The sequence below is a fragment of the Rothia sp. SCPM-O-B-18226 (M350) genome (genome assembly GCF_058213595.1).
Genome location: NZ_JBYQJS010000003.1, coordinates 266,715 through 289,201 on the forward strand (window position 1 = coordinate 266,715; position 22,487 = coordinate 289,201).

19 protein-coding genes are annotated in these 22,487 nt (G+C 65.3%); all 19 read left to right on the forward strand.

Translation table 11 applies throughout. The features are described from left to right. Nucleotides 1–28 precede the first annotated feature (28 nt). The 19 genes from pyrH to mtnN all read left to right on the forward strand — a co-directional run bounded on the left by pyrH (nucleotide 29) and on the right by mtnN (nucleotide 22,354). Complete coding sequence (pyrH, locus tag AC3E6W_RS06665; protein ID WP_049332819.1) at nucleotides 29–772, forward strand: UMP kinase; 744 nt, start codon at nucleotides 29–31, stop codon at nucleotides 770–772. Nucleotides 773–1,037: 265 nt separating this feature from the next. Further along, nucleotides 1,038–1,595 (forward strand): ribosome recycling factor, encoded by a 558-nt coding sequence (frr, locus tag AC3E6W_RS06670; protein WP_049332817.1) that lies wholly within the window; start codon nucleotides 1,038–1,040, stop codon nucleotides 1,593–1,595. Between the two features lie 79 nt (nucleotides 1,596–1,674). Next, entirely contained in the window at nucleotides 1,675–2,520 is an 846-nt protein-coding gene (locus AC3E6W_RS06675) for a phosphatidate cytidylyltransferase (RefSeq protein ID WP_490652666.1), read from the forward strand. Between the two features lie 227 nt (nucleotides 2,521–2,747). Continuing rightward, nucleotides 2,748–3,335, forward strand: a complete 588-nt coding sequence (locus tag AC3E6W_RS06680) for a DivIVA domain-containing protein (protein WP_070680633.1) — start codon at nucleotides 2,748–2,750, stop codon at nucleotides 3,333–3,335. Between the two features lie 140 nt (nucleotides 3,336–3,475). Continuing rightward, a complete protein-coding gene (gene dxr, locus AC3E6W_RS06685; protein ID WP_490652668.1) occupies nucleotides 3,476–4,801 on the forward strand; it encodes a 1-deoxy-D-xylulose-5-phosphate reductoisomerase in 1,326 nt (441 codons plus the stop codon). 541 nt (nucleotides 4,802–5,342) lie between these two features. Then, entirely contained in the window at nucleotides 5,343–6,698 is a 1,356-nt protein-coding gene (locus tag AC3E6W_RS06690) for a M50 family metallopeptidase (RefSeq protein ID WP_049344365.1), read from the forward strand. A gap of 174 nt (nucleotides 6,699–6,872) precedes the next feature. Beyond that, complete coding sequence (gene ispG, locus AC3E6W_RS06695) at nucleotides 6,873–8,015, forward strand: flavodoxin-dependent (E)-4-hydroxy-3-methylbut-2-enyl-diphosphate synthase (RefSeq protein WP_049332807.1); 1,143 nt, start codon at nucleotides 6,873–6,875, stop codon at nucleotides 8,013–8,015. 312 nt (nucleotides 8,016–8,327) lie between these two features. Beyond that, nucleotides 8,328–9,395: a GNAT family N-acetyltransferase gene (locus tag AC3E6W_RS06700; protein ID WP_490652669.1), complete on the forward strand. Its 1,068-nt coding sequence runs from the start codon at nucleotides 8,328–8,330 to the stop codon at nucleotides 9,393–9,395. 147 nt (nucleotides 9,396–9,542) lie between these two features. Next, nucleotides 9,543–11,375 carry a proline--tRNA ligase gene (locus AC3E6W_RS06705; RefSeq protein WP_490652670.1) on the forward strand — a complete coding sequence of 611 codons (1,833 nt, stop codon included), beginning with the start codon at nucleotides 9,543–9,545 and terminating at the stop codon, nucleotides 11,373–11,375. A 2-nt stretch (nucleotides 11,376–11,377) separates the two neighbouring features. Then, complete coding sequence (gene rimP, locus AC3E6W_RS06710) at nucleotides 11,378–12,049, forward strand: ribosome maturation factor RimP (RefSeq protein WP_314082201.1); 672 nt, start codon at nucleotides 11,378–11,380, stop codon at nucleotides 12,047–12,049. Nucleotides 12,050–12,158: 109 nt separating this feature from the next. Further along, entirely contained in the window at nucleotides 12,159–13,265 is a 1,107-nt protein-coding gene (gene nusA / locus AC3E6W_RS06715; RefSeq protein ID WP_049332800.1) for a transcription termination factor NusA, read from the forward strand. A gap of 235 nt (nucleotides 13,266–13,500) precedes the next feature. Then, the gene (locus AC3E6W_RS06720; RefSeq protein ID WP_049332798.1) at nucleotides 13,501–13,860 is read left to right on the forward strand and encodes a YlxR family protein; all 360 of its coding nucleotides are present in this window, start codon (nucleotides 13,501–13,503) and stop codon (nucleotides 13,858–13,860) included. A gap of 200 nt (nucleotides 13,861–14,060) precedes the next feature. Beyond that, nucleotides 14,061–16,868: a translation initiation factor IF-2 gene (infB, locus tag AC3E6W_RS06725; RefSeq protein ID WP_490652671.1), complete on the forward strand. Its 2,808-nt coding sequence runs from the start codon at nucleotides 14,061–14,063 to the stop codon at nucleotides 16,866–16,868. 259 nt (nucleotides 16,869–17,127) lie between these two features. Further along, nucleotides 17,128–17,568, forward strand: a complete 441-nt coding sequence (gene rbfA / locus AC3E6W_RS06730; protein WP_049332795.1) for a 30S ribosome-binding factor RbfA — start codon at nucleotides 17,128–17,130, stop codon at nucleotides 17,566–17,568. Further along, nucleotides 17,569–18,669 carry a tRNA pseudouridine(55) synthase TruB gene (gene truB / locus AC3E6W_RS06735; RefSeq protein ID WP_490652672.1) on the forward strand — a complete coding sequence of 367 codons (1,101 nt, stop codon included), beginning with the start codon at nucleotides 17,569–17,571 and terminating at the stop codon, nucleotides 18,667–18,669. It abuts the gene before it with no gap. 149 nt (nucleotides 18,670–18,818) lie between these two features. Then, nucleotides 18,819–19,595, forward strand: a complete 777-nt coding sequence (locus tag AC3E6W_RS06740) for a DUF4345 domain-containing protein (protein WP_490646375.1) — start codon at nucleotides 18,819–18,821, stop codon at nucleotides 19,593–19,595. 164 nt (nucleotides 19,596–19,759) lie between these two features. Beyond that, the gene (locus tag AC3E6W_RS06745) at nucleotides 19,760–20,800 is read left to right on the forward strand and encodes a bifunctional riboflavin kinase/FAD synthetase (protein ID WP_296543689.1); all 1,041 of its coding nucleotides are present in this window, start codon (nucleotides 19,760–19,762) and stop codon (nucleotides 20,798–20,800) included. 202 nt (nucleotides 20,801–21,002) lie between these two features. Beyond that, entirely contained in the window at nucleotides 21,003–21,461 is a 459-nt protein-coding gene (locus AC3E6W_RS06750) for an S-ribosylhomocysteine lyase (protein ID WP_049332787.1), read from the forward strand. Next, complete coding sequence (gene mtnN, locus AC3E6W_RS06755) at nucleotides 21,461–22,354, forward strand: 5'-methylthioadenosine/S-adenosylhomocysteine nucleosidase (protein ID WP_490652675.1); 894 nt, start codon at nucleotides 21,461–21,463, stop codon at nucleotides 22,352–22,354. Before AC3E6W_RS06750 ends, mtnN begins: the two co-directional genes overlap by 1 nt. The last annotated feature ends 133 nt before the right edge of the window (nucleotides 22,355–22,487 follow it).

Here is a 22,487-nt window from a genome sequence, read left to right on the forward strand (position 1 = left end):
TCTTCGAATAAAAGCCACTGGAGGAACCATGACTGAAGCGAATCCCCGCCCGATGCACCGTGATGATACCGGCCGCCGCCGCGTGCTGCTCAAGCTCTCCGGTGAGGTTTTTGGCGGCGGTGAAGTTGGCATCTCTACCGAGGTGGTTCGCAGCATCGCCAAGCAGATTGCCGCAACCGTCGGCGAGGTTGAGACCTCCATCGTGATCGGTGGCGGCAACTTCTTCCGTGGCGCCGAGCTCTCGCAGGCCGGCATGGACCGCTCCCGCGCGGACTACATGGGCATGCTCGGCACCGTCATGAACTCCCTGGCCCTGCAGGACTTCCTGGAGCAGGAGGGTATCGATACCCGCGTTCAGTCCGCCATCACCATGCCGCAGGTTGCAGAGACCTACATTCCCCGCCGCGCCATCCGCCACATGCAGAAGGACCGCGTCGTGATTTTCGGTGCCGGTGCGGGTCTGCCCTACTTCTCCACCGACACCGTGGCCGCCCAGCGCGCCCTGGAAATCCACGCCGACGAGGTGCTGGTCGCCAAGAACGGTGTGGACGGCATCTACACCGCTGACCCCAACAAGGACCCCAACGCTGAACGCCTGTACAACCTCACCTACGACGAGGCAATGCAGCGCAACATCCGCGTGCTGGACCAGACCGCGTTCTCCCTGTGCCGCGACAACAACGTGACGATGCGCGTGTTCGGCATGCAGGGCGAGGGCAACGTGACCCGCGCGATTCTGGGCGAGAAGATGGGTACCCTCGTCACCCGCTAGGGGCGCATCCGGCCCGCCAAACCGCGCTTTCGGGCGCGCAATAACGTCACGGTACCGAGCGGGTAGAGCCTAACTCGCCCTGCCCGCCGGTACCGTCTAAACTGATAGAAACCACGGCGTTCATCATCTTTCGTATGTGTTCATGCCTCCTCCGCATATTTGGGGTCTGACGCCCCGGAGTGCGTGCGGCAGAGAAACGGGAGGGTGAGGAACGCGCCCCACCGACAATTCTGCACACCAGAATTACGACTAAGGAGATCCTTCCGTGATCGAAGAAATCCTTGCCGAAGCCGGCGAGAAGATGGAAAAGACCATCGAAGCAACCAAGACCGAGTTCGCAAAGGTCCGCACCGGCCGCGTGAACCCCGCCATCTTCAGCGGCCTGACCGCCGAGTACTACGGCGCTCCCACCCCTCTGCAGCAGCTGGTGTCCTTCAACGTTGAAGACGCACGCACCGTCAAGATCGTTCCCTTCGACGTGACCGCCCTGGCCGCCATCGAGAAGGCACTGCGCGACTCCGACCTGGGCGTTAACCCCAGCAACGACGGCGCCGCAATCCGCGTGGTCATGCCCGAAATGACCGCCGAGCGCCGCAAGGAGTACACCAAGCTCGTCAACCAGAAGGCTGAGGAGGCACGCATCTCGATCCGTAACGTGCGCCGCCATGCCAAGACCTCCATCGACAAGCTCGTCAAGGACAGCGAGATTGGTGAGGACGAGGGCGCACGCGCCGAGAAGGATCTGGATGCTCTGACCAAGAAGCACGTCGAGCAGATCGACGCTCTGTACAAGCACAAGGAAGCCGAGCTCCTCGAGGTCTAAATCCTCATCACGACACGCAACGAAGCGAAGGAAGGGACAGCAGCGCACGCCGCTCTGCCCCGCCAACCGGGGACAGAGAATGAACACTACTTCTGAGAATGCTAAGCCCGCCTCCAAGGCAGGCCGCAACCTACCCGCCGCCATTGGCGTGGGTGTGAGCTTCGGCCTCGTCCTGGTGCTGGGCCTTTTCATCCAGCCGGTCCTGGTGGCTTTTGCCGCCGTGGCCGTCGGGATAGGCGTCTGGGAAGTGGCTACGGTCTTCAACACCCGCCGCGGCTACGGCATCCCCGCCGTCCCGCTGGGGGTCCTCTCGACGGTGTCGGTGGCCTGCGGTTACGCCGCGGGATTCGGCGGACTGTGGCTTGCGGTGGGCGCGACCCTGCTGCTGCTTCTGCTGGCTTCGTATGCTCCTCGGGCCGACCGCAGGGTGTCGCCGCTGAGGTCCTGGGCCGGCGGCCTGCTGGCCGTGCTGTGGATTCCCCTCATGATGGGTACCGCGATGGTGTACTTCCGGAGCGAGCACGGCGTGCAGGGAATCCTCATGATCCTGCTCATGGCCATCAGCAACGACACCTTCGGCTACATCGCCGGCGTGAACTGGGGCAAGCACCCCATGGCGCCGCGAATTTCGCCGAAGAAGAGCTGGGAGGGCCTGACCGGTTCCTTCGTCGGCTCGGCCCTGGTTGCTTCCATCGCTTTTGCCGTGATGGGTTCGCCCTGGTTCTGGGGTATTCCCTTCGCCGCGGTGATGGTGATTGCCTCCACCGCCGGCGACCTGGTGGAATCCGTCTTCAAGCGCCGCATGGGTGTGAAGGACATGTCGAATATCCTACCCGGCCACGGCGGCATGATGGACCGCCTCGACTCGGTTCTGTTCGCGGCCGCCGCCGGCTGCCTCATCTTCGCCTTCGTGATGCCCCTCTAAGGGCGTGACGCTCAGCGGGGTGTTTCTCTCCCACAGCGGGGGAGGGGCACCCCGCTTTGCGTGCCGGGAGGCTCGTACCGGGTCCTGCGCATCCGGGCGGTCTGGGTAGGCGTTGGCGCGCGCGGCGGCGGATGCACGGTGTGCATCTGAGACATGGCCCGCAGGTTCTTGCACGATGCGGCCTCGACGTTGGTATTCTTAAAGCTCAATCGTTGAGAGGAGTCACCTTGGCCAGCACCACCCGCGGAGGCGGATTTGCCCGCGCCGGAGAAACCGAACCCGGCTACAAGCGCAGCGAAGTAGACCGCCTCTTCACCCGCCTCGCCGAGGACTACGAAAAGCTCAGCGGAGCAGCCGAGCTCCCCGAAGATCTCTACACCTCCCGACGGATTCGTCAGGTCATCTTCCGCGAGGAGCCCGGCGGCTACAAGCTCGACGTGGTTGATCGCGCCCTCGAAAAGATTGAGGAGCGCTTCGCCAAGCTCGAGCGCAGCCGCTACATCGAGGCGTACGGCCTGGACAACTGGGAACGCTCCCTCGTGGAGACCGGTGAGCTGCTCGCCGGCCGCCTGGAGCGTCCCGCCGGTGAGCGTTTCCGCCGCCCCAGCAAGCGCCGCTACATGGGCTACTTCGTTGGCGATGTGGACGCCGTCTGCGACCGCGTGTACGCCCAGCTCAACAGCGAAGAGCCGCTCGACCCCTCGGTCGTGCGCCACGCGATGTTCCGCCCGGCATCGGGCACCGTCAGTTACGACGAGGCGCAGGTGGACGCCTTCTTGGACCGCTGCATCGAGCTGCTGCAGGACCTGCTCTAAAACGTACGTGTTGAATCCCCCGCCCCGGACGACAGGGTGGGGGATTCTTCTATGCTGAGATCTCTTCTACGCGGAAGGGTCTATGCGGAGACGAGCCAGCGTGCTCCTGCGAAGCCGCGAGCTCGTGAGACACTAGAACCATGAAGTTTGGATCCTCAGAACGCGTCGGCGGCAGCCGCGACCGCCTCACCGACGCCCTCACAGAACTCACCCGCACACCGCAGCGCGTCACCCTCCTCGGCTCGACCGGCTCCATCGGCACCCAAGCCATGGAGGTCATCGACCACCTCGCCGCGCTCAAGGGCACCAGCGCCTCCGCAGCCGACGCACCGCTGAAGGTCGTCGCCCTCTCGGCGGGTTCCCGCTCCCTCGAGCTGCTCGCCCGCCAGGCCGTGCACGTGCGCGCCGAGCTGGTCGCCACCAGCGGCACCGCCGAAGACGCGCAGCGCCTGCGCGAACTCATCGAGGCGGCAGCCTCCGAAGCCGGCGTCACCGGCTACACCCCGCAGATCGCCCACGGCCCCGAAGCATCCGTACAGGCGGCAGTGCACCCGGCAGACACCGTCCTGAACGGCATCACCGGCTCCATCGGCCTGGAACCGACCCTCACCGCCCTCAACAGTGGCTACCGCGTGGCGCTCGCCAACAAGGAATCCCTCATCGCAGGCGGCCCGCTCGTACGCGCCGCCGTGGACGCCTCGCCCCTGGATATTCCCATGGTGCCCGTCGACTCCGAACACTCCGCCATCGCCCAGGCGCTCGCCTCCGGAACCGACGCAGAAATCGACCGACTCATCCTCACCGCATCGGGTGGCCCGTTCCGCGGCTACAAGCGTGAACAGCTGCACGACGTGACCCCCGCGCAGGCGCTCGCACACCCCACCTGGGACATGGGCCTGGTCGTCACCACCAACTCGGCAACCATGGTCAACAAGGCACTCGAAGTGCTTGAGGCACACCACCTGTTCGGCGTGGACCTGGACCGTATCGACGTGGCGGTTCACCCGCAGTCCATCGTGCACTCCATGGTGCAGTTCGTGGACGGCTCGACCATTGCGCAGGCGTCCCCGCCGAGCATGGTTCTGCCCATCGCGCTGGGTCTGACCTGGCCGCACCGCATCCCCGGCGCGGTGCCCGCATGCGACTGGTCGAAGGCTGCATCCTGGACTTTTGAGCCGCTGGACGAGGAAGCATTCCCCGCCGTGCGCATGATCAAGGAAGCCGGCAAGATTGGCGGCACCCACCCGGCAGTGTTCAACGCCGCCAATGAGGAAGCCGTGGCGGCATTCCACGCGGGCGCGATTCGCTTTACCGACATTGTCGATTCGGTGGCACGCGTGCTGGAGGAGCACACCGGCAGCGCCGAGGCTGTCTCCGACGCTGACCTGACGCTGGAGGCGGTGCTGAACGCGGAGCGTTGGGCTCGCGTTCGCGCGAATGAGCTGCTGGGCATGACCGGCAACTAACCGGTTCTGGGGCGGTATTCGCATTTCTATGGGATGCGGCGTGGAGGGGCTGGTGTTCGTCCTGGCTTCGCTGCGGAGAGCACCCGAGAGGGTACCCTGATGTCGCTGCCGGAAGGTGCACCGGCTCGCCCTAGCAGTGCTTGGGCGTGTGGAGGGGCGGTGTTCGTCCTCGCCTCGCTGGTTGGGATGGCACGCCGCATGTTTCCTCCGCGCCTACGCAGGGGCACCCGTCACCCGGACGCTCCGCTCTTTCCTTGCTTCGCTGCGGAGAGCGTCCGTGTGACACCCTGAGGGCGCTTCCGGAAAACACGGCGCGCCACCTCGGGTAGCCTAGCGTGCGGGTGGAGGGGCGGTGTCGTCCGAACGTGACATCAGGGTGCCCGAAGCGAAGCGAGGGCGGGTTCCCTGCAGGAGCGGAGGAAGGGTATAGCGTACCCACCCACACCGTCCTGCATAGTCACATGAGGCGGGGGAGGGCGCCTTCACAGGCTAAGCGAGTATCCTAGAAGCTTCGTATCCCCGAACCGAAACGAGAAAAAGCGTGGAAATCCTGCTGTACGCTGTGGGCATTATCCTCATGGCAATCGCTATTGCCGTCTCGATTGCCCTGCACGAGGTGGGGCACCTGGTGCCCGCGAAGCTGTTCAATGTGCGCGTTCCGCAGTACATGATTGGCTTCGGTAAGACCGTGTTCTCTTTCCGTCGCGGCGAGACCGAGTACGGTTTCAAGGCGATCCCGTTGGGCGGTTACATTTCGATGATTGGCATGTACCCGCCGAGCCCCACCGAGGTGAAGGAGCACCATACGGAGGGTCATTCGGGGAGTACGAGCCCCTTCGCGTCCCTGGCTGAGGAGGCGCGTGCGGCGGACGCTGAGCGCATGCAGCCCGGCGACGAGAACCGCCTGTTCTATAAGCTGCCGGTGCTCAAACGCATGGTGATTATGCTGGGCGGTCCGACCATGAACCTGCTGATTGGTGTGGTCTGCACGGCTATTTTGGTGTGCGGTTTCGGTACGGCGCAGGTGACGAATAAGGTGTCGGCGGTGTCTGAGTGCGTGCCGAGCGTGAGCGTGACCCATGATTCGATTAGCTACGGCGAGTGCACGGATAAGTCCACCCCCTCGCCCGCGAAGGCTGCCGGCGTGCAGGTGGGCGACCGCGTGGTTGCCGTGAACGGCACGTCGACGGGTTCGTGGGAGGCGGTGTCTTCGGCGATTCGTGCGGCGGGTTCTCATCCGAGTACCCTGACGGTGGAGCGTAATGGTCAGCGCCTGGACCTGTCGGTGACCCCGGTTGAGATGATTCGCCCGGTCTCTGACGGTAAGGGCCAGTACGCGCGTGCCGAGGACGGCTCGATTGCGACGACCCGCGGCGGTTTCGTGGGCGTTTCCCCGTCGAGCGAGCTGGTGCCCGGTTCCATTACCGAGGTCCCCGGAATTGTGGGGGATACCCTCGCCAAGGTGGGCACCTCGATGCTTTCGCTGCCGCAGCGCGTGTGGGATCTGGCGGTGACCCTGGTGACCGGTGGTGAGCGTAGCGCCGAGTCGCCCGTGTCGGTGGTGGGTGTGAGCCGCATTGCCGGTGAGGTGACGGCCACCGATCGCATCGACCTGAAGTCGAAGGCCGCGATGCTGGTCTCGCTGGTGGCGAATATGAACCTGATGCTTTTCGCGTTCAATCTGATTCCGCTGTTGCCGCTGGACGGCGGCCACGTGCTGGGCGCCCTTTGGGAGGGTGCGCGTCGCTTCTTCGCGCGTCTGACCGGGCGTAAGGATCCGGGCCCGTTCGACCCGGTGAAGCTTCTGCCGCTGACCTACGTGGTGGCGGGTGCGTTCATCCTGATGTCGGTGGTGCTGATTATCGCCGACGTCGTCAAACCGATCACCCTTTTCTAAGGGGGATGTTTCGCTCTCTTCGCACTGCCTAAAAGATGTGATGTTACGCGCGGTAAGGGTACCCGTATTAGTGGTTTCTTTCGCGTCAGTGGCACAATAAAAAGCTGAAAGAAAGACGCATAACCGTCTTTCACAACTCATGTATGGAGGAAAACCTTGTCGGTCAGCCTTGGTATGCCGAAGCCCGCTCCCGCGGTTCTGTCGCCGCGCCGTAAAACCCGCCAGTTCAAGGTGGGCTCCGTGGGTGTTGGCTCTGAATCTCCGATTTCCGTGCAGTCGATGACGACCACGAAGACCCACGACATTGGCGCGACCCTGCAGCAGATTGCGGAGCTGACCGCTGCCGGCTGCGATATCGTGCGTGTGGCCTGCCCGACCGATAAGGACGCCGAGGCTCTGCCCATCATCGCCAAGCAGTCCCGCATCCCGGTGATTGCCGACATCCACTTCCAGCCGAAGTACGTGTACGCCGCTATTCAGGCTGGCTGCGGTGCCGTGCGCGTGAACCCGGGCAACATCCGTAAGTTTGACGACCAGGTCAAGGAAATCGCGCAGATGGCTTCGGACCACGGCACTTCTCTGCGCATCGGCGTGAACGCCGGTTCGCTGGATAAGCGTCTGCTGGAGAAGTACGGCAAGGCCACCCCGGAAGCCCTGGTGGAGTCCGCCGTGTGGGAGGCTTCGCTCTTCGAGGAGCACGGCTTCCACGACTTCAAGATTTCCGTGAAGCACAACGACCCCGTCGTGATGGTGGAGGCGTACCGCCAGCTGGCTGAGCGCGGCGACTGGCCGCTGCACCTGGGCGTGACCGAGGCCGGTCCGGCGTTCCAGGGCACCATTAAGAGCTCGGTTGCGTTCGGTATTCTGCTGTCCGAGGGCATCGGCGACACGATTCGCGTGTCCCTCTCCGCCCCTCCGGTGGAGGAGGTGAAGGTGGGCTCGAAGATTCTGGAGTCGCTGAACCTTCGCCCCCGCAAGCTGGACATCGTGTCCTGCCCCTCCTGCGGTCGTGCGCAGGTGAACGTGTGGGAGCTGGCCGAGAACGTGACCAAGGGCCTGGAGCACATGAAGGTTCCGCTGCGCGTGGCCGTGATGGGTTGCGTGGTGAACGGTCCGGGTGAGGCTCGCGAGGCCGACCTGGGCGTGGCCTCCGGTAACGGTAAGGGCCAGATTTTCGTGAAGGGCGAGGTCATCAAGACCGTACCCGAGGACCAGATCGTTGAGACTCTGATTGAGGAGGCAACCCGCATCGCCGCCGAGATGGAAGCTTCGGGCGAGTACGTTCCCGAGGGTTCCCCGGCCGTTTCGGTGAGCTAATCGGTTAGCCCCCAACCCATAAAATTCATGCACGCGAAGGCGTCCTCCACGCGAGGGCGCCTTCGCTGTTTTTCTTCATCCCGGCTGATTTCTTCGTCCCCGTGGAAGAAACCAGGTCGCCGAAGGTGCTTTGCCCGGCGGCGACAGCGTATTCTTGGAGTACGCGCTTTTGGGCGCGTGTATCCGCTCACTCTCACCCGTTATCCGTTCATGTTCACTCATTTTTTCTCCCGCTCTCCCTTCCGCCGCAGGCCGCGGCACACACAGGAGGCCCCTCCCATTCCCGAGCCGCACGACCCCTTGAAACACCAGGTGTTCGTCCTGGATACGCACTGGCGCGACGGCCTGGAGGAGATTCTCTTCGGGGACCCGATTCCGAACCTGTACCCCATCGAGCACTACGCGGCCGTTCCGCTGCCCAAGTCGGCTCCGCCCATCCCCCTGCAGCACTACCAGGGGTTCGTGGGGTGCGCCCGCGGCGACACGCTGTGCTGCGTGGTGCTGCTGGGCTCGAACGTGGTGCCGGTGCGCCTGTGCTGCGCCTACGAGGAGGTTCCCGGAGGCGGTGATTGCGCCGAGGAGGGGAGCATCGGCGCGCTACACCGTGACGCCCTGGCCCAGCTGCTGTTGCAGGTGGGGGCGCGCACGGACTCGATTTTTGGCGAGAGCGATTACGTGATGCCCCTGTGGGAGCGGATGCAGCAGATGGCGGAGGAGACGGAGAAGCCTTCCTCGAGCGTTCCGCTGCTACACCTGATTCAGCCGAGCCTGAGCGATGTCTACGATCCGCGCACGCGCGTGCTTTCGGAACGGCCCGTGCAACCGCTACTCTACCTGCCCCCGGAGGAGGACCTCTCTGCCCTCTACGAGGCGCCCCTGCCCTCCCTGCCGGAGAACCTGCCGCCCCCGCAGGATCCGCTGGAGCTTGACCGCCCGGTCGAGAGCGTCGGCTACGCGCGCCTGGCCACCGTGGAGGATGAGGAGCGGCTGCTAGTCGCGGCGGCCGCCATGTTCACCGAGGAGGTGGGCTTCGACCCGATTGCCCGCTACGGTGACGGCTACCGCGCCCGCCTGCACGGGCTGATTCGCGCGAAGCGGTGCGCAATCGTGACGGACGCCTCCGGCCGCGTGATTTTTAAGGCGGATGCGGGCATCGCGAGCCTGGACACCGCGCAGGTGCAGGGCGTGTGGATGCACCCGGACTACCGCGGCCTGGGCCTGGCAAAGCCCTTCTTCGCGGCGGCCTCGCGGGTGCTGCAGCGCCGCTACAGGCACCTGAGTCTCTACGTGAACGACTACAACGCGGCGGCGGTGGCCCTGTACAGCGGCACCGGTTGGGTGCCGATTGGTCGGTTCTCGACCATCATCTTTGAGAATTAGCCGCTCGGACGGTTGCGGGGCACCGCGCCGCCGTTCCCGGGCTTTACGAAAACGCTATAGAATTAAAGACGACTGTGCCCTCCGGCGGGCGTGCCGCCCGCGCGAGAGGCACCCAGACTTCACCTACCGACCTTTTCAAGGAGAATCGTGGTACTTCGCCTTTCCAATCTCTTCGTGCGCACCCTGCGCGAGGATCCCGTAGATGCCGAGGTCGCCAGCCACAAGCTGCTGGTTCGCGCCGGTTACATTCGCCGAGCCGCTCCCGGCGTGTACACCTGGCTGCCCCTGGGCCTGAAGGTACTGCGCAAGGTCGAGAACATCATTCGCGAAGAGATGGATGCCATCGGCGCGCAGGAGGTGCACTTCCCCGCGCTGCTGCCCCGCGAGCCCTACGAGGCCACGAACCGCTGGGATGAGTACGGCGATAACCTCTTCCGCCTCAAGGACCGCAAGGGCGCCGACATGCTGCTGGCCCCCACCCACGAGGAAATGTTCACCCTGCTGGTCAAGGACCTGTACTCCTCCTACAAGGACCTGCCGGTCTACCTGTACCAGATTCAGACCAAGTACCGCGACGAGGCGCGCCCCCGTGCCGGCCTGCTGCGCGGCCGCGAGTTCGTCATGAAGGACTCCTACTCCTTCAACATCGACGACGAGGGCCTGAACGAGGCGTACATGGCTCACCGCGCCGCATACCAGCGCATCTTCAAGCGCCTGGGCCTGGAGATCGTCATCGTGACCGCACAGTCCGGTGCGATGGGCGGCTCCCGCAGCGAGGAGTTCCTGCACCCGACCCCCATCGGTGAGGACACCTTCGTGCGTTCGGCCGGCGGCTACGCGGCAAACGTCGAGGCCGTGACCACCGTGGTGCCCGAGGAAATCGAGATTACCGAGTCCACCCCGGCGGCAATCGTCGTGGATACCCCCGATTCCGCAACCATCGAGACTCTCGTCGAGCGCATGAACGAGCTGCACTCCGAGAAGCTCGAGGGCACCCTGGAAGCCTCCCAGACCCTCAAGTGCTTCCTCGGCACCGTCATCACCCCCTCCGGCGAGCGCAAGGTCTTCGCCGTGGGCGTTCCCGGCGACCGCTCCGTGGACCTGGGCCGCGTCGAGGTCAACATCGGCGCGCTGCTGGGCATCGGCGGCGAGGTCGAGGTTGAGACGGCCAGCGAGGAGGACCTGAAGGCCTACCCGCAGCTGGTCAAGGGCTACGTTGGCCCCGGACTGAGCCTGGATGCGCCCCTGCTTGGCGCGCACTCCGAGGACGAGGCCGCCGTAGCTTCCGCAACCGGCATCCCCTTCTTCGTGGACCCGCGCGTGGTACGCGGTACCCGCTGGGTGACCGGCGCTAACGAAGAGGACAAGCACGTGGTGAACCTGGTCTTCGGCCGCGACTTCACCGCCGACGGCGTGCTGGAGGCCTGCGAGGTGCGCGAGGGTGACCCGGCACCGGACGGCTCCGGCGAGCTGGTGGCAGCCCGCGGTATCGAGATGGGTCACATCTTCCAGCTGGGCCGCAAGTACGCAGAGTCCCTGGGCCTGAAGGTTCTGGACCAGAACGGCAAGCTGCAGACCGTGACCATGGGCTCCTACGGCGTGGGCGTGACCCGCGCGCTGGGTGCCGTCGCCGAGGGCAACCACGACGAGAAGGGCCTGATCTGGCCGCGCAACCTGGCCCCGGCCGACGTGCACATCGTCGTCACCGGCAAGGATGAGGCTTCTCACTCCTACGCCGACGAGCTGAGCGCCTCCCTCGAGGCCGCCGGCGTGCAGGTTCTGCTGGACGACCGCCCCAAGACCAGCCCCGGCGTGAAGTTCGGCGACGCCGAGTTGCTGGGCGTTCCGACCATCCTGGTGATTGGCCGCGGCTTCAAGGACGGCGTGCTCGAGCTGAAGGACCGCCGTAGCGGCGAGGCTCGCGAGGTGTCCGCTGAGAACGCGGTGGCCGAGGTCATCGCAGAGGTCAAGGGAGAATAACCGTGGCGTACAAGCCGAAGCGTTCCGGAACCAAGAAGAGCGCCCCCAATGCGCGCGCTCGCCGCGCAGCATCCCGCGCCGCGAACGGTGTGAACACCTCGCGCACCCGCGCCGAGCGTGAGCCCGTGGTGGAGGCGCCGGTACGCGTGGGCACCCGCGCGATCCGCGAGGAGGAGGTCGCCGAGGCGATTGCCCCCGTCCTCGAGGAGTTCTCGCTCGTGCTGGAGGGCCTGAAGATTTCGGGCCCGGCCGCCAACCGCACCGTGAAGATTACGGTGGACTACACCGCCGAACGTACCGATTCGCTGTCGCTGGATTCCCTCGCGGAGATTTCCGGTGCGATTTCGGGTGCTCTCGATCGTGCGGATGCGAACGACGAGTTCTTCCCCTACGAGCTGGAGGTCTCCTCGCCGGGCGCAACCCGCCCGCTGAAGGAGCGCCGCCACTGGGAGCGCGCCCGCACCCGCCTGGTTGCAGTCACCGCACCCGACGGCACCGAGTACCTGGCCCGCCTCCTCGAGGTGCAGGACGAGGGCCCGGTCCTGGCGCGTAAGAAGAACACCAAGAAGGGGCAGAAGGAGTCGTACCACGAACCGGCTTTGGTTGCGTGGGAAAATATCGGTTCTGCGCATGTCGAAATTGACTTCAATTCTCCGGTTGAACCGGTAGAATAGAGACACTAAAGCTCTAGGCACGGGCTGTTCCGTGCCGGGTATATACCGTTCGGGAGCCGGGGCGCGGAGAGCGTCCCGGCGCCGTGCTAACTGGGAAAGGCTGAAAAGCGTGGAGGATATTAAAACTATTGACCTGGGCGCACTGCGCGCATTGGCGAAGCAGCGCTCTCTCGTCATGGAGGAGCTCTTCACCCTGGTTGAGAACGCCCTGCTGCTCGCGTACCTGAAGCAGCCCGGCGCCATCAAGGGTTCGCGTGCCGTCATCGACCGCACCACCGGCGAGTTCGTGATTCTCGCCCCGGAGCTCGATGAGAACAACCAGAAGATTGACGAGTTCGACGACACCCCGAACAACTTTGGCCGTATCGCTGCCGCCACCGTGCGCCAGGTGCTGTCCCAGCGTCTGCGCGACGCCGAGGACGCCTCCGTGCTGGGCGAGTTCAAGGACCGCGAGGGCACCCTGGTGTCCGGCGTGGTTCAGCAGGGCAACAACCCCCGCATGGTCCAGGTCGACCTGGGCACCGTCGAGGCCGTTCTGCCCGGTAACGAGCAGGTTCCCGGCGAGAAGTACCCGCACGGCACCCGCCTGCGCGCCTACCTGGTGGAGGCACGCCGCGGCCCCAAGGGCCCCTCGATCGTGATTTCCCGTTCGCACCCGAACCTGGTGCTTCGCCTGTTCGAGCACGAGGTCCCCGAGATTTCCGAGGGCCTGGTCACCATTAACTCCATCGCCCGCGAGGCCGGCCACCGCTCGAAGATTGCCGTTTCGGCAAAGAACCCGACCATCAACGCTAAGGGCGCCTGCATCGGCGATATGGGCGCCCGCGTGCGCGCCGTGGCCGCCGAGCTGAACGACGAGAAGATCGACATTGTTGACTACTCGACCGACCCGGCAACCTTCATTGCTGCGGCGCTGTCCCCGGCCAAGGTCACCGAGGTAATCATCGCGAACCCGCGCGAGTACTCCGCCCGCGCCGTGGTGCCGGATGACCAGCTATCCCTGGCCATCGGTCGCGAGGGTCAGAACGCCCGCCTGGCCGCGAAGCTGACCGGCTGGCGCATCGACATTCTCTCCGAATCGAAGTACGCCCAGGTGCGTGCCGAGGAGGAGGTCGCCGCGCGCGTGGCACGTAGCCTCGCCGAGGAAGCCGCCGCCGAGCAGGCCGGTGAAGAGGCAGAGGCAGCAGCCGTTGAGGCGGCCGCCGACGCCGAGTAAGGCAGACTAGCATCCGTCCGCGTAAACCGCGGAGGGGAGGTAGGCACAGGGCGCCGGGGGAGACCCCGCGCCCTGCGCCTACCTCACATTTTTACCCACAAAAATCAAAAACGGGATACACTATTAAGATGTGCCGGAACACACCGGACGCTCTCGCGCGCCCTGGATTCGCTCCGGCCCAGGCATTAAACGCGCATCGTATCGGGCTCCGACAGAACATAAGGAGGGCAGAGCCGTGACCCAACCGGTCCCCAGCGACGCCTCCGCTCAGCCGGAACCCCCGATTCGCACCTGCGTTGGGTGCCGCACTCGCGATGAACGGCGAAATCTGCTGCGCATCGTGAGCGTTCAGCCCGCCTCCGATGAGGCCGGCACCCCGCGATATCTACCCGATACCGCGGGAACGATGCCCGGGCGAGGCGCTTGGATTCACCCGAGCGAAGCGTGCGTGGCCGCTCTTGAGAAGAAGAACGGCCTGGCCCGCGCCTTCAAGAGGGCGGTACCCGCCGCCGCGTTGAAGGCCTGCTGCGAGCAGATTCGAGCCGTCCTGACGGCGCGCGAGTCCTCGCCAGAAGCCGCACCCGGCACCGTATAGCCCCTGTTAGTCAACGAGTTTGACGACTTCTTATCTGAAAGCGAGTCAGAAAACTGATGGATATCTAATGAGTGCCGCGAAATGAGTACCTTCCCGTGCTCACCCACCGGTAACTTCACGAATTGGCGTGCCCCTCGGCGCGCACCCCGTACACATTAGAGTCCGCACCTATCCCGGTGCGGACCGGGATAGGAGAAAATTTGGCTCAGCCTCGAGTACACGAGTTTGCTAAAGAGGTAGGCGTACCTTCCAAGGAAGTTATCGCCAAGCTCAAGGAGATGGGCGAGTTCGTTAAGAGCTCCTCCTCCACCCTGAACCCCATGGTGCTGAAGAAGCTGCGCGCGGAGTACCCCGCCAAGCAGTCCGCTCCCGCGGCAGAGGCCAAGGCAGCTAAGCCGGCTCCCAAGCCGGCCGCGAAGCCCGCCGCCGCAAAGCCGGCAGCACCCAAGCCTGCAGCCGCACAGTCGGCCCCCAAGCCCGCAGCGAAGCCCGGCGCCAAGCCGGCCGCTCCGAAGCCGGCCGCAAAGTCTGCAGCACCCAAGCCCGGTGGCCCCCGCCCCGGCAACAACCCCTTTGCCCCGCAGCAGGGTATGGCCCGCCCCGAGGCCGCTCCGAAGCCGGCAGCACCCAAGCCTGCCGCTCCGAAGCCCGGCCCCAAGCCCGGCCCGCGCCCCGGTAACAACCCCTTCGCACCCCAGCAGGGCATGAAGCGCAATGGTGGCGACTCCCAGCGTTCAGGCGGTCCCCGCCCGGCACGTAACGGTCGTCCCGGTGGTAACGGTGGCCCCCGTCCCGCGGGCGGCGCACGTCCCGGTGGTAACGGCGGTCCCCGTCCCGCCGGTGGCGCACGTCCCGGTGGTAACGGCGGTCCCCGTCCCGCCGGTGGCGCACGTCCCGGTGCACAGCGTTCCTCCGGTGGTGCACGCCCGAACCCCTCGATGATGCCGAAGGTATCCAACGTTGGTGGCGGCGCATCCGGCTCTAACAACGGTGGCGGTAACGGCGGCGGCGCACGTCGCGGTAACGGCGGCTTCAACCGCGGTCCGGGCCGTCCCGGCCCCGGCGGCCGCGGCAACGCCCAGGGCGCATTCGGTCGCGGCGGCTCCAAGCGTAAGGGCCGCAAATCGAAGGCAGCTCGCCGCCACGAGCAGGAACAGCTGAACGCACCGGCACCCGGTGGCGTGGTTGTTCCTCGCGGCGACGGCTCGACCGAGATTCGTCTGCGTCGCGGCGCCTCCATCATGGACTTCGCCGAGAAGATTGGCGCAAACCCGGCCTCGCTGATTACGGTGCTCTTCCACCTGGGCGAGATGGCTACCCAGACTCAGTCCCTCGACGAGGACACCTTCGAGCTGCTGGGCGCCGAGCTGGGTTACGTCATCAAGATTGTGTCCCCCGAGGACGAGGAGCGCGAGCTGCTCGAGTCCTTCGACATCAACCTCGAGGCAGAGCTTGAGGCTGAGGGCGAGGACGTTCTGGAGGTTCGTCCCCCGGTCGTGACCGTCATGGGTCACGTCGACCACGGTAAGACCCGCCTGCTGGACGCCATCCGCCACACCAACGTTATCGAGGGTGAGGCCGGCGGCATTACCCAGCACATCGGTGCGTACCAGGTCCACACCACCGTCGAGGGCGAAGACCGCGCCATCACCTTCATCGATACCCCCGGTCACGAGGCGTTCACCGCTATGCGTGCCCGCGGTGCGAAGGTCACCGACGTGGCCATCCTCGTGGTCGCAGCGGATGACGGCGTGATGCCCCAGACCGTTGAGGCACTGAACCACGCCCAGGCAGCTAACGTGCCGATCGTGGTGGCCGTGAACAAGATCGATAAGGAAGGCGCCTCCCCGGATAAGATTCGCGGCCAGCTGACCGAGTACGGTCTGATCCCCGAAGAGTACGGTGGCGACACCATGTTCGTGGACGTCTCCGCACGCAACGGCACCAACATCGACGAGCTGCTGGAGGCGGTCACCCTGACCGCCGACGTGCTCGAGCTGACCGCTAACCCGAACAAGGAAGCCCGCGGCGTGGCCATCGAGGCCAACCTGGACAAGGGCCGCGGTGCGGTTTCCACCGTCCTGGTTCAGTCCGGTACCCTGCGCGTTGGCGACGCCATTGTTGCCGGTGTGGCACACGGCCGCGTCCGTGCAATGTTCGACGAGAACGGCCAGGCTGTGAAGGAAGCCGGCCCCTCCCGCCCCGTGCAGGTGCTGGGTCTGTCCACCGTGCCGCGCGCAGGTGACACCTTCCTCTCCACCGAGGAAGAGCGCACCGCCCGCCAGATCGCTGAGAAGCGTGAGGCAGCCGACCGTAACGCCCAGCTGGCTAAGCGTCGCAAGCGCGTCACCCTGGAGTCCTTCGACGCCGCCGTGGCCGAGGGCAAGATGGATACCCTGAACCTGATCATCAAGGGTGACGTCTCCGGTGCCGTGGAAGCACTGGAAGAGTCCCTGATGAAGATCGACGCCGGTGGCGACGAGGTTCAGCTGCGCGTCATCCACCGCGGTGTGGGTGCTATTACCCAGAATGACGTGAACCTGGCTACCGTGGACAACGCGGTCATCATCGGCTTCAACGTCCGCCCGGCAGAGCGCGTGGCCGAGCTGGCCGACCGCGAGGGTGTCGAGATGAAGTTCTACTCGGTCATCTACCGTGCGATCGAAGACATCGAGCAGGCCGTCAAGGGTATGCTCAAGCCCGAATACGAGGAGGTCGAGCTCGGCTCGGCAGAGATCCGCGAGGTCTTCCGCTCCTCCAAGTGGGGCAACATCGCAGGTTCGATCGTCAAGAACGGCATCATCAAGCGCAACGCCAAGGCACGCCTGGTGCGCGACGGCTCCGTGGTGGCAGACAACCTCACCATCGAGTCGCTGCGTCGCTTCAAGGACGACGCCACCGAGGTGCGCGAAGGCTTCGAGTGCGGTATTGGCCTCGGCTCCTTCAACGACATCAAGGAAGGCGACATTATCGAGACCTGGGAGATGCGCGAGAAGCCGCGCGTCTAAGGCTCCCATGCTGATGCGCCCGTGACCCGCACCCCGCCCGCAGGTACCCGGTTCCGTGACCGGAGGCCCGCGAGCGGGGGAGCGGGGGCGGGCGCTTTCCGCATCCTGCCCCAACCCATAGAATTTTTGTATCTAGAATTCCCTCCTCGAGATACCGACATCTCGAGGCGACCGCCCACCCCGCTTCGAAATCCACCGGAACCAACCGGAACCAACCGGGGCCCGGGCGGCCCCATCAACCGCAGACAAGGAGAAACACATGGCTGACGCAGCCCGCGCGGCACGACTTGCAGACCGCATCAAGGTCATCGTGGCGAAGGCCCTCGAGCGCCGAGTGAAGGACCCCCGCCTCGGTTTCGTGACCGTCACCGATGCCCGCGTGACCAACGACCTGCAGCACGCAACCATTTACTACACGGTGCTCGGCTCCGAAGAGGACGCCGCCAACACCAAGAAGGCCCTCGAATCGGCTAAGGGTATTCTGCGCTCGGAGGTGGGTAAGAACATCACCGCGCGCCTGACCCCGACCCTGACCTTCGTGGCCGACGAGGTGCCCGAGAACGCCTTCCACATTGAGTCCCTGCTGCGCGAGACCCGCGAGCGCGACGCCAAGCTGGCCGCCGCCGCCGAGGGCGCGCAGTACGCCGGCGACGCCGACCCCTACAAGAAGGACGAGGACGAAGCGGACGAGGACGCCTAAGTGGCCAAGAAGCAGCCCCAGGGCCCCTCGGGCCTGATGGTTATCGATAAGCCCGCCGGGATGAGCAGCCACGACGTGGTTTCGCGGATGCGCCGCATCGCCGGAACCCGACGGGTCGGCCACGCCGGTACCCTGGATCCGGCCGCGACCGGTGTGTTGATTCTGGGCGTGAACAAGGCGACGAAGCTGCTGACCTACCTGGTGGGCCAGGACAAGACCTACGACGCCACGATTCGCCTGGGCATCGAGACGCTGACCGAGGACGCCGAGGGCGAGCACACCGCCGCCCACCCCCGGGCGGTGCAGGCGTTGCTGGGTGAGGGCCTGCAACTGGCGGATGGTGCGCGAGAGCGCATCGGTGAGGCAGTGCGAGCTCTAACCGGCGAGATTATGCAGGTTCCCTCCGCGGTGTCCGCCATCAAGATCAACGGGGTGCGTTCCTACGCGCGTGTGCGCGGCGGCGAGGAGGTTGAGCTTCCCGCCCGCCTGGTGACCATCAGCGAGTTCACGGTACATTCCGTAACTGCCGGTTTCGCCGAGTACGTCGTCGAGGACCCCGAGGGGGAGCACGCGGCAACCTCGGTTCCCGTGATTGACTGCAAGGTGACGGTTTCGTGCTCTTCGGGCACCTATATTCGTGCCCTGGCCCGTGATTTGGGTAAGGCCCTGGGCACTGGCGGTCACCTGACTGCGCTGCGCCGAACCCGCGTGGGCGCGGTGCACCTGCAGGATGCGGCCGACCTGGCCGAGCTGACGGCGCGCCGCGAGGCCTCCGAGGGGCCCCTCGAGGACCTGTCCCTGCTACCCCTGGAAGAGGCTGCCCGCCGTATTTTCGGGGCCCGCGAGCTCAGTGCAGCCGAGGCGAGCGATATCTCCTACGGGCGGCGCATCGCCCCCAGCGGCGATGGCACCGTGGTCAAGCGCTCCGCCCACGCGAGCGCCGACGAGCAGGGCGCGATTCAGCACGCCAGCGTCGAGGGTATCGTGGCGGGTTTTGCCCCTGACGGCACCCTGGTGGCCCTGCTGGAGAACAAGAAGCAGCGCGGGAAGGTGCAGGCCGCCCCGGTGCTGGTTTTTGAGGCGAACCGCTCCTTCGACTAGGAAACTTATCCTAGAGCGCCTATCGGATAGCTCGCCTTTCGACGCCTCCCCGCTCACTCGGGGAACCCCTCACACTCGGGGCCCGGCCCCTACACACAGCCAAACACTCGCAGACGCCCCGCGTGGGGCGCCCAACTCAAGGAGAGAACATGAGCGAGAACCTAACGCCCTCCGAGCGTAACGTCTCGAAGGCCGCCGCAGAAAAGGCCGCAGAGCGCGAGGCCGCGCAGAAGACCTCGCAGGCCGAACCGCACACCGCCCCGGTTCCCCAGGTGAAGGGCACCGCCGGTGCCGCCGAGCAGGAGACCAATATTTCGGCGGCGAAGGCCCCCGAGGGCGTGCGCGTGAGCCCTTCGGCCTCCGCGAAGCCCACCGCCTCCAAGGCCGAGAAGAAGGCAGACAAGAAGGCCGAGAAGAAGGCGACCCGCGAGGCTTTCGCCCGTCCCCAGAGCATCGAGGAGGCGGCAAAGCCGCAGAACCGTGCGGCGTTCCGTGCGGCCGTGGCCCTGTACGGCCTGTTCATGATTGCCTACGGCCTGTGGCAGGTCTTCGGCGGTGTGTCGGCCGTGCCCGACGCCCCGACCGATTTCGCTAACTCCTCGGTGCAGTCGAACTACGTCTTCTTCGCCTCGACCTACGTGGGTGTGGGCCTCTCCTTCGTGTTCATCGCCCTGAAGTTCAAGTGGGTGAACATGCTGGCCTTCTCGTGCCTGGTGGTGTTCCTGGGCGGCGTGGGCCGCATCCTGTCCTGGGTGAACTTCGGCACCCCGAACTGGATTCTTATCGTGCTGATGGTGACCGAGCTGGTCATCCCGCCCTGCCTGCTGGTGTGGTACGGCTGGATCAACAAGTCCAACGCAATCCGCCAGGAGATGCTTAACGCATCCCGAACCCAGCCCGCCGCGGCTGCCAAGGGCCGCAAGTAGGCTCGTATGCGCCCGGGAGGGCCCCGAGAGGGGCTCGTCCCGGGCTTTTTCGGGGCGCTTGCCGAGCCCCCGTTCCATTCTCTAGCGATGAGTGCCCGCTAATTCTTCATCCTGCCGCCCGTGGTCTAGGATGGAGAGGTACATTTAACTTTTCAGGAGAGCCCGTGACCCTCTACACCGCTTTGAGCGACGTCCCCGCCGGCTATGGCCCCTCGGTCGTGACCATCGGCAACTTTGACGGCGTGCACCGTGGGCACGCCCGCGTGATTTCACGCGTGGTGTCCCTCGCTGAGGAGCACGGTCTGCGCTCCATCGCGGTCTCGTTCGACCCGCATCCCATTCAGGTGCACCGCCCCGAGGTGGCCCACCACGATATCATGAGCCAGGGCGCTCGCCGCCATTACATGTGCCTGCTGGGCCTGGAGGACTACCTGCTGCTGCACTACAGCCTGGAGTTTGCGCAGCAGACCCCCGAGGAGTTCGTGAAGACCACCTTCGTGGACGGCCTCAACGCCCGCTACGTGGTGATTGGTGACGACGTGCGCTTTGGCCGCAACAACTCGGGCGACCTGAACACGATGCGTGAGCTGGGGGAGAAGTACGGCTTCGAGGTCGTGGTCGTGGAGGACCTCATGGTGGATGAGAACACCCGCTGCTCCTCGACGCGCATCCGTCAGCTGCTGCTGGAGGGCGACATGCCGGCCGCGACCGAGCTGCTGGGCCGCCATCACATGATGGCCGGCGAGGTCGTGCACGGTCTGGCGCGTGGCCGCGAGCTGGGCTTCCCGACCGCGAACCTGGACTTTGAGGCGCGAGGCTTGCTGCCCGCGGATGGCGTGTACGCCGGCTGGCTCGTGGATGAGGCGGGTACCCGCCACCCCTCCGCCATTTCGGTGGGTACGAACCCGACCTTTGACGGCATCGAGCACCGCCAGGTGGAGGCGCACGTGATTGACCGCCCCGAGGAACGCGTGGAAGACTTCAACCTATACGGTCAGCACGTGCTCATCGAGTTCGTGAAGCGACTTCGCCCCATGGTGGCCTACACCGGTGTGGAGGCGCTGATCGAGCAGATTAACGATGACGTGGCCAAGACCCGCGAGGTGCTGGCCGAGGATGCGAAGACCTACTGCCCGCCGGAGCGTTCCGTGCGGGGCGAAAAGGATTCCGAGAAGAAGCCCGAGGCGGAGAGTCTCGAGGCGTAGGCTGCGGGTCGCATCCGGCACCTCACGCATAGAACGCTTGAACCCCGGCGGCAGGTTTCGTACCTGCCGCCGGGGTTTGTCGTACCCGCAGGGCCCCGGCGCCCGCTGAGCCCTAGTGTCCGCATGGCCCCGGTGCTTGAGCGTTCTCAGCCCCTCGCGAGCCCGGGGACGCGAAACGGCAAAGTTAAGAGAAGATAGAGTCATGGAAAAAATGAACGTCGAATCCTTCAACCTTGACCACCGTGCCGTTAAGGCCCCCTACGTGCGCATCGCCGACCGTAAGGTGCTGCCCGGTGGCGACACCCTCATCAAGTACGATATCCGCTTCACCCAGCCGAACACCGCGCACCTGGAGATGCCGACCGTGCACTCCATCGAGCATCTGAGCGCCGAGCACATGCGCAACCACACCGACCGCCTGATTGATTTCTCCCCGATGGGTTGCCAGACCGGCTTCTACGCGCTGACCCTGGGCCTGGAGCCCGAGGAGTTCTTCCCGATTCTGGAGGCAACCCTCAACGACATCCTCAACGCGACCGAGGTTCCGGCGGCGAACGAGGTGCAGTGCGGTTGGGGCGCCAACCACACCCTCGAGGGTGCGCAGGCTGCGGCTCGCGAGTTCCTCGCGGCACGCGATGAGTGGGCGCAGGTGATGGCGTAATGAGCGCACAGATCCCTGACGCTTTCGCATCCGCCTTCAACCCGGTGGACTTTGACCCGAACGCCTTTGACCCGGCTGAGGCGTTCAACAGCATGTTTGAGCTGATGGACGGCATGTCCAACGCCATCATCATTCAGGTGGCTATGGACGAGGAGCTCGCACCATTCCTGAAGGTGACCGAGGAGCTGCAGCCCTCCTTCACCGAGGGCGCCGCCCAGTTCCACCCGCGCTACCTGCGGGTGGGCGAGGACCAGGTTCCGCTGCTGCTGGTTCGCTCGAAGATTGGTCTGGTGAATGCGGCGAGCGCCGTGACCGAGGCGATTAGCTACTCCTCGAACTGCCTGGGCGTCATCAGCGCAGGTACCGCCGGTGGCCTGGCGCGCGGCATTAACGTGGGCGACGTGCTGATTGGCGAGAACTACACCTACACTGACGCTGACGCCACTGCGTTCGGTTACGCGCGCGGCCAGGTTCCGGGCATGCCCGAAAGCTACGACGGCCAGGCGGATGAGTGGCAGGACGCTCTGGAGCATGCGCTCGCCGCACTGGAGCCGGTGCGTGAGCAGGCTGAGAGCCCGTGGGAGGTGCGCCGCGGCCAGATGCTTGCGGGCAACTCCTTCGTGACCGCCCACAACGTGAAGGACACCCGCGAGGCCTTCGAGGGCGCCATCAGCACCGACATGGAGACCACCGCCATTGCGCAGGTCTGCCACAACTACGAGATCCCGTTTATCGGGGTGCGTTGCGTGTCTGATCTGTGCGGCCCGGAGGCCGATCAGGACTTCCACCTCTCCGTGGATGTTGTGGCCCCCCGCTCGGCGCGTTACGCCCTGCAGCTGGCCGCCGAGCTGTGGACCGAGGCCGAGCTGGAGGACCTGGAGCTGGCTCTCTAAAGCTCTAGAGCATGCGGCACGATGTGAGCTCGCATGCGGCAAGTGCCGGGGCGTGAACCTGACGGGTTTGCGCCCCGGTCCTTTTGTACCGGTCCTTTTGCGTCCCAGTCTTTTTGCGATCAGGCACCTGATG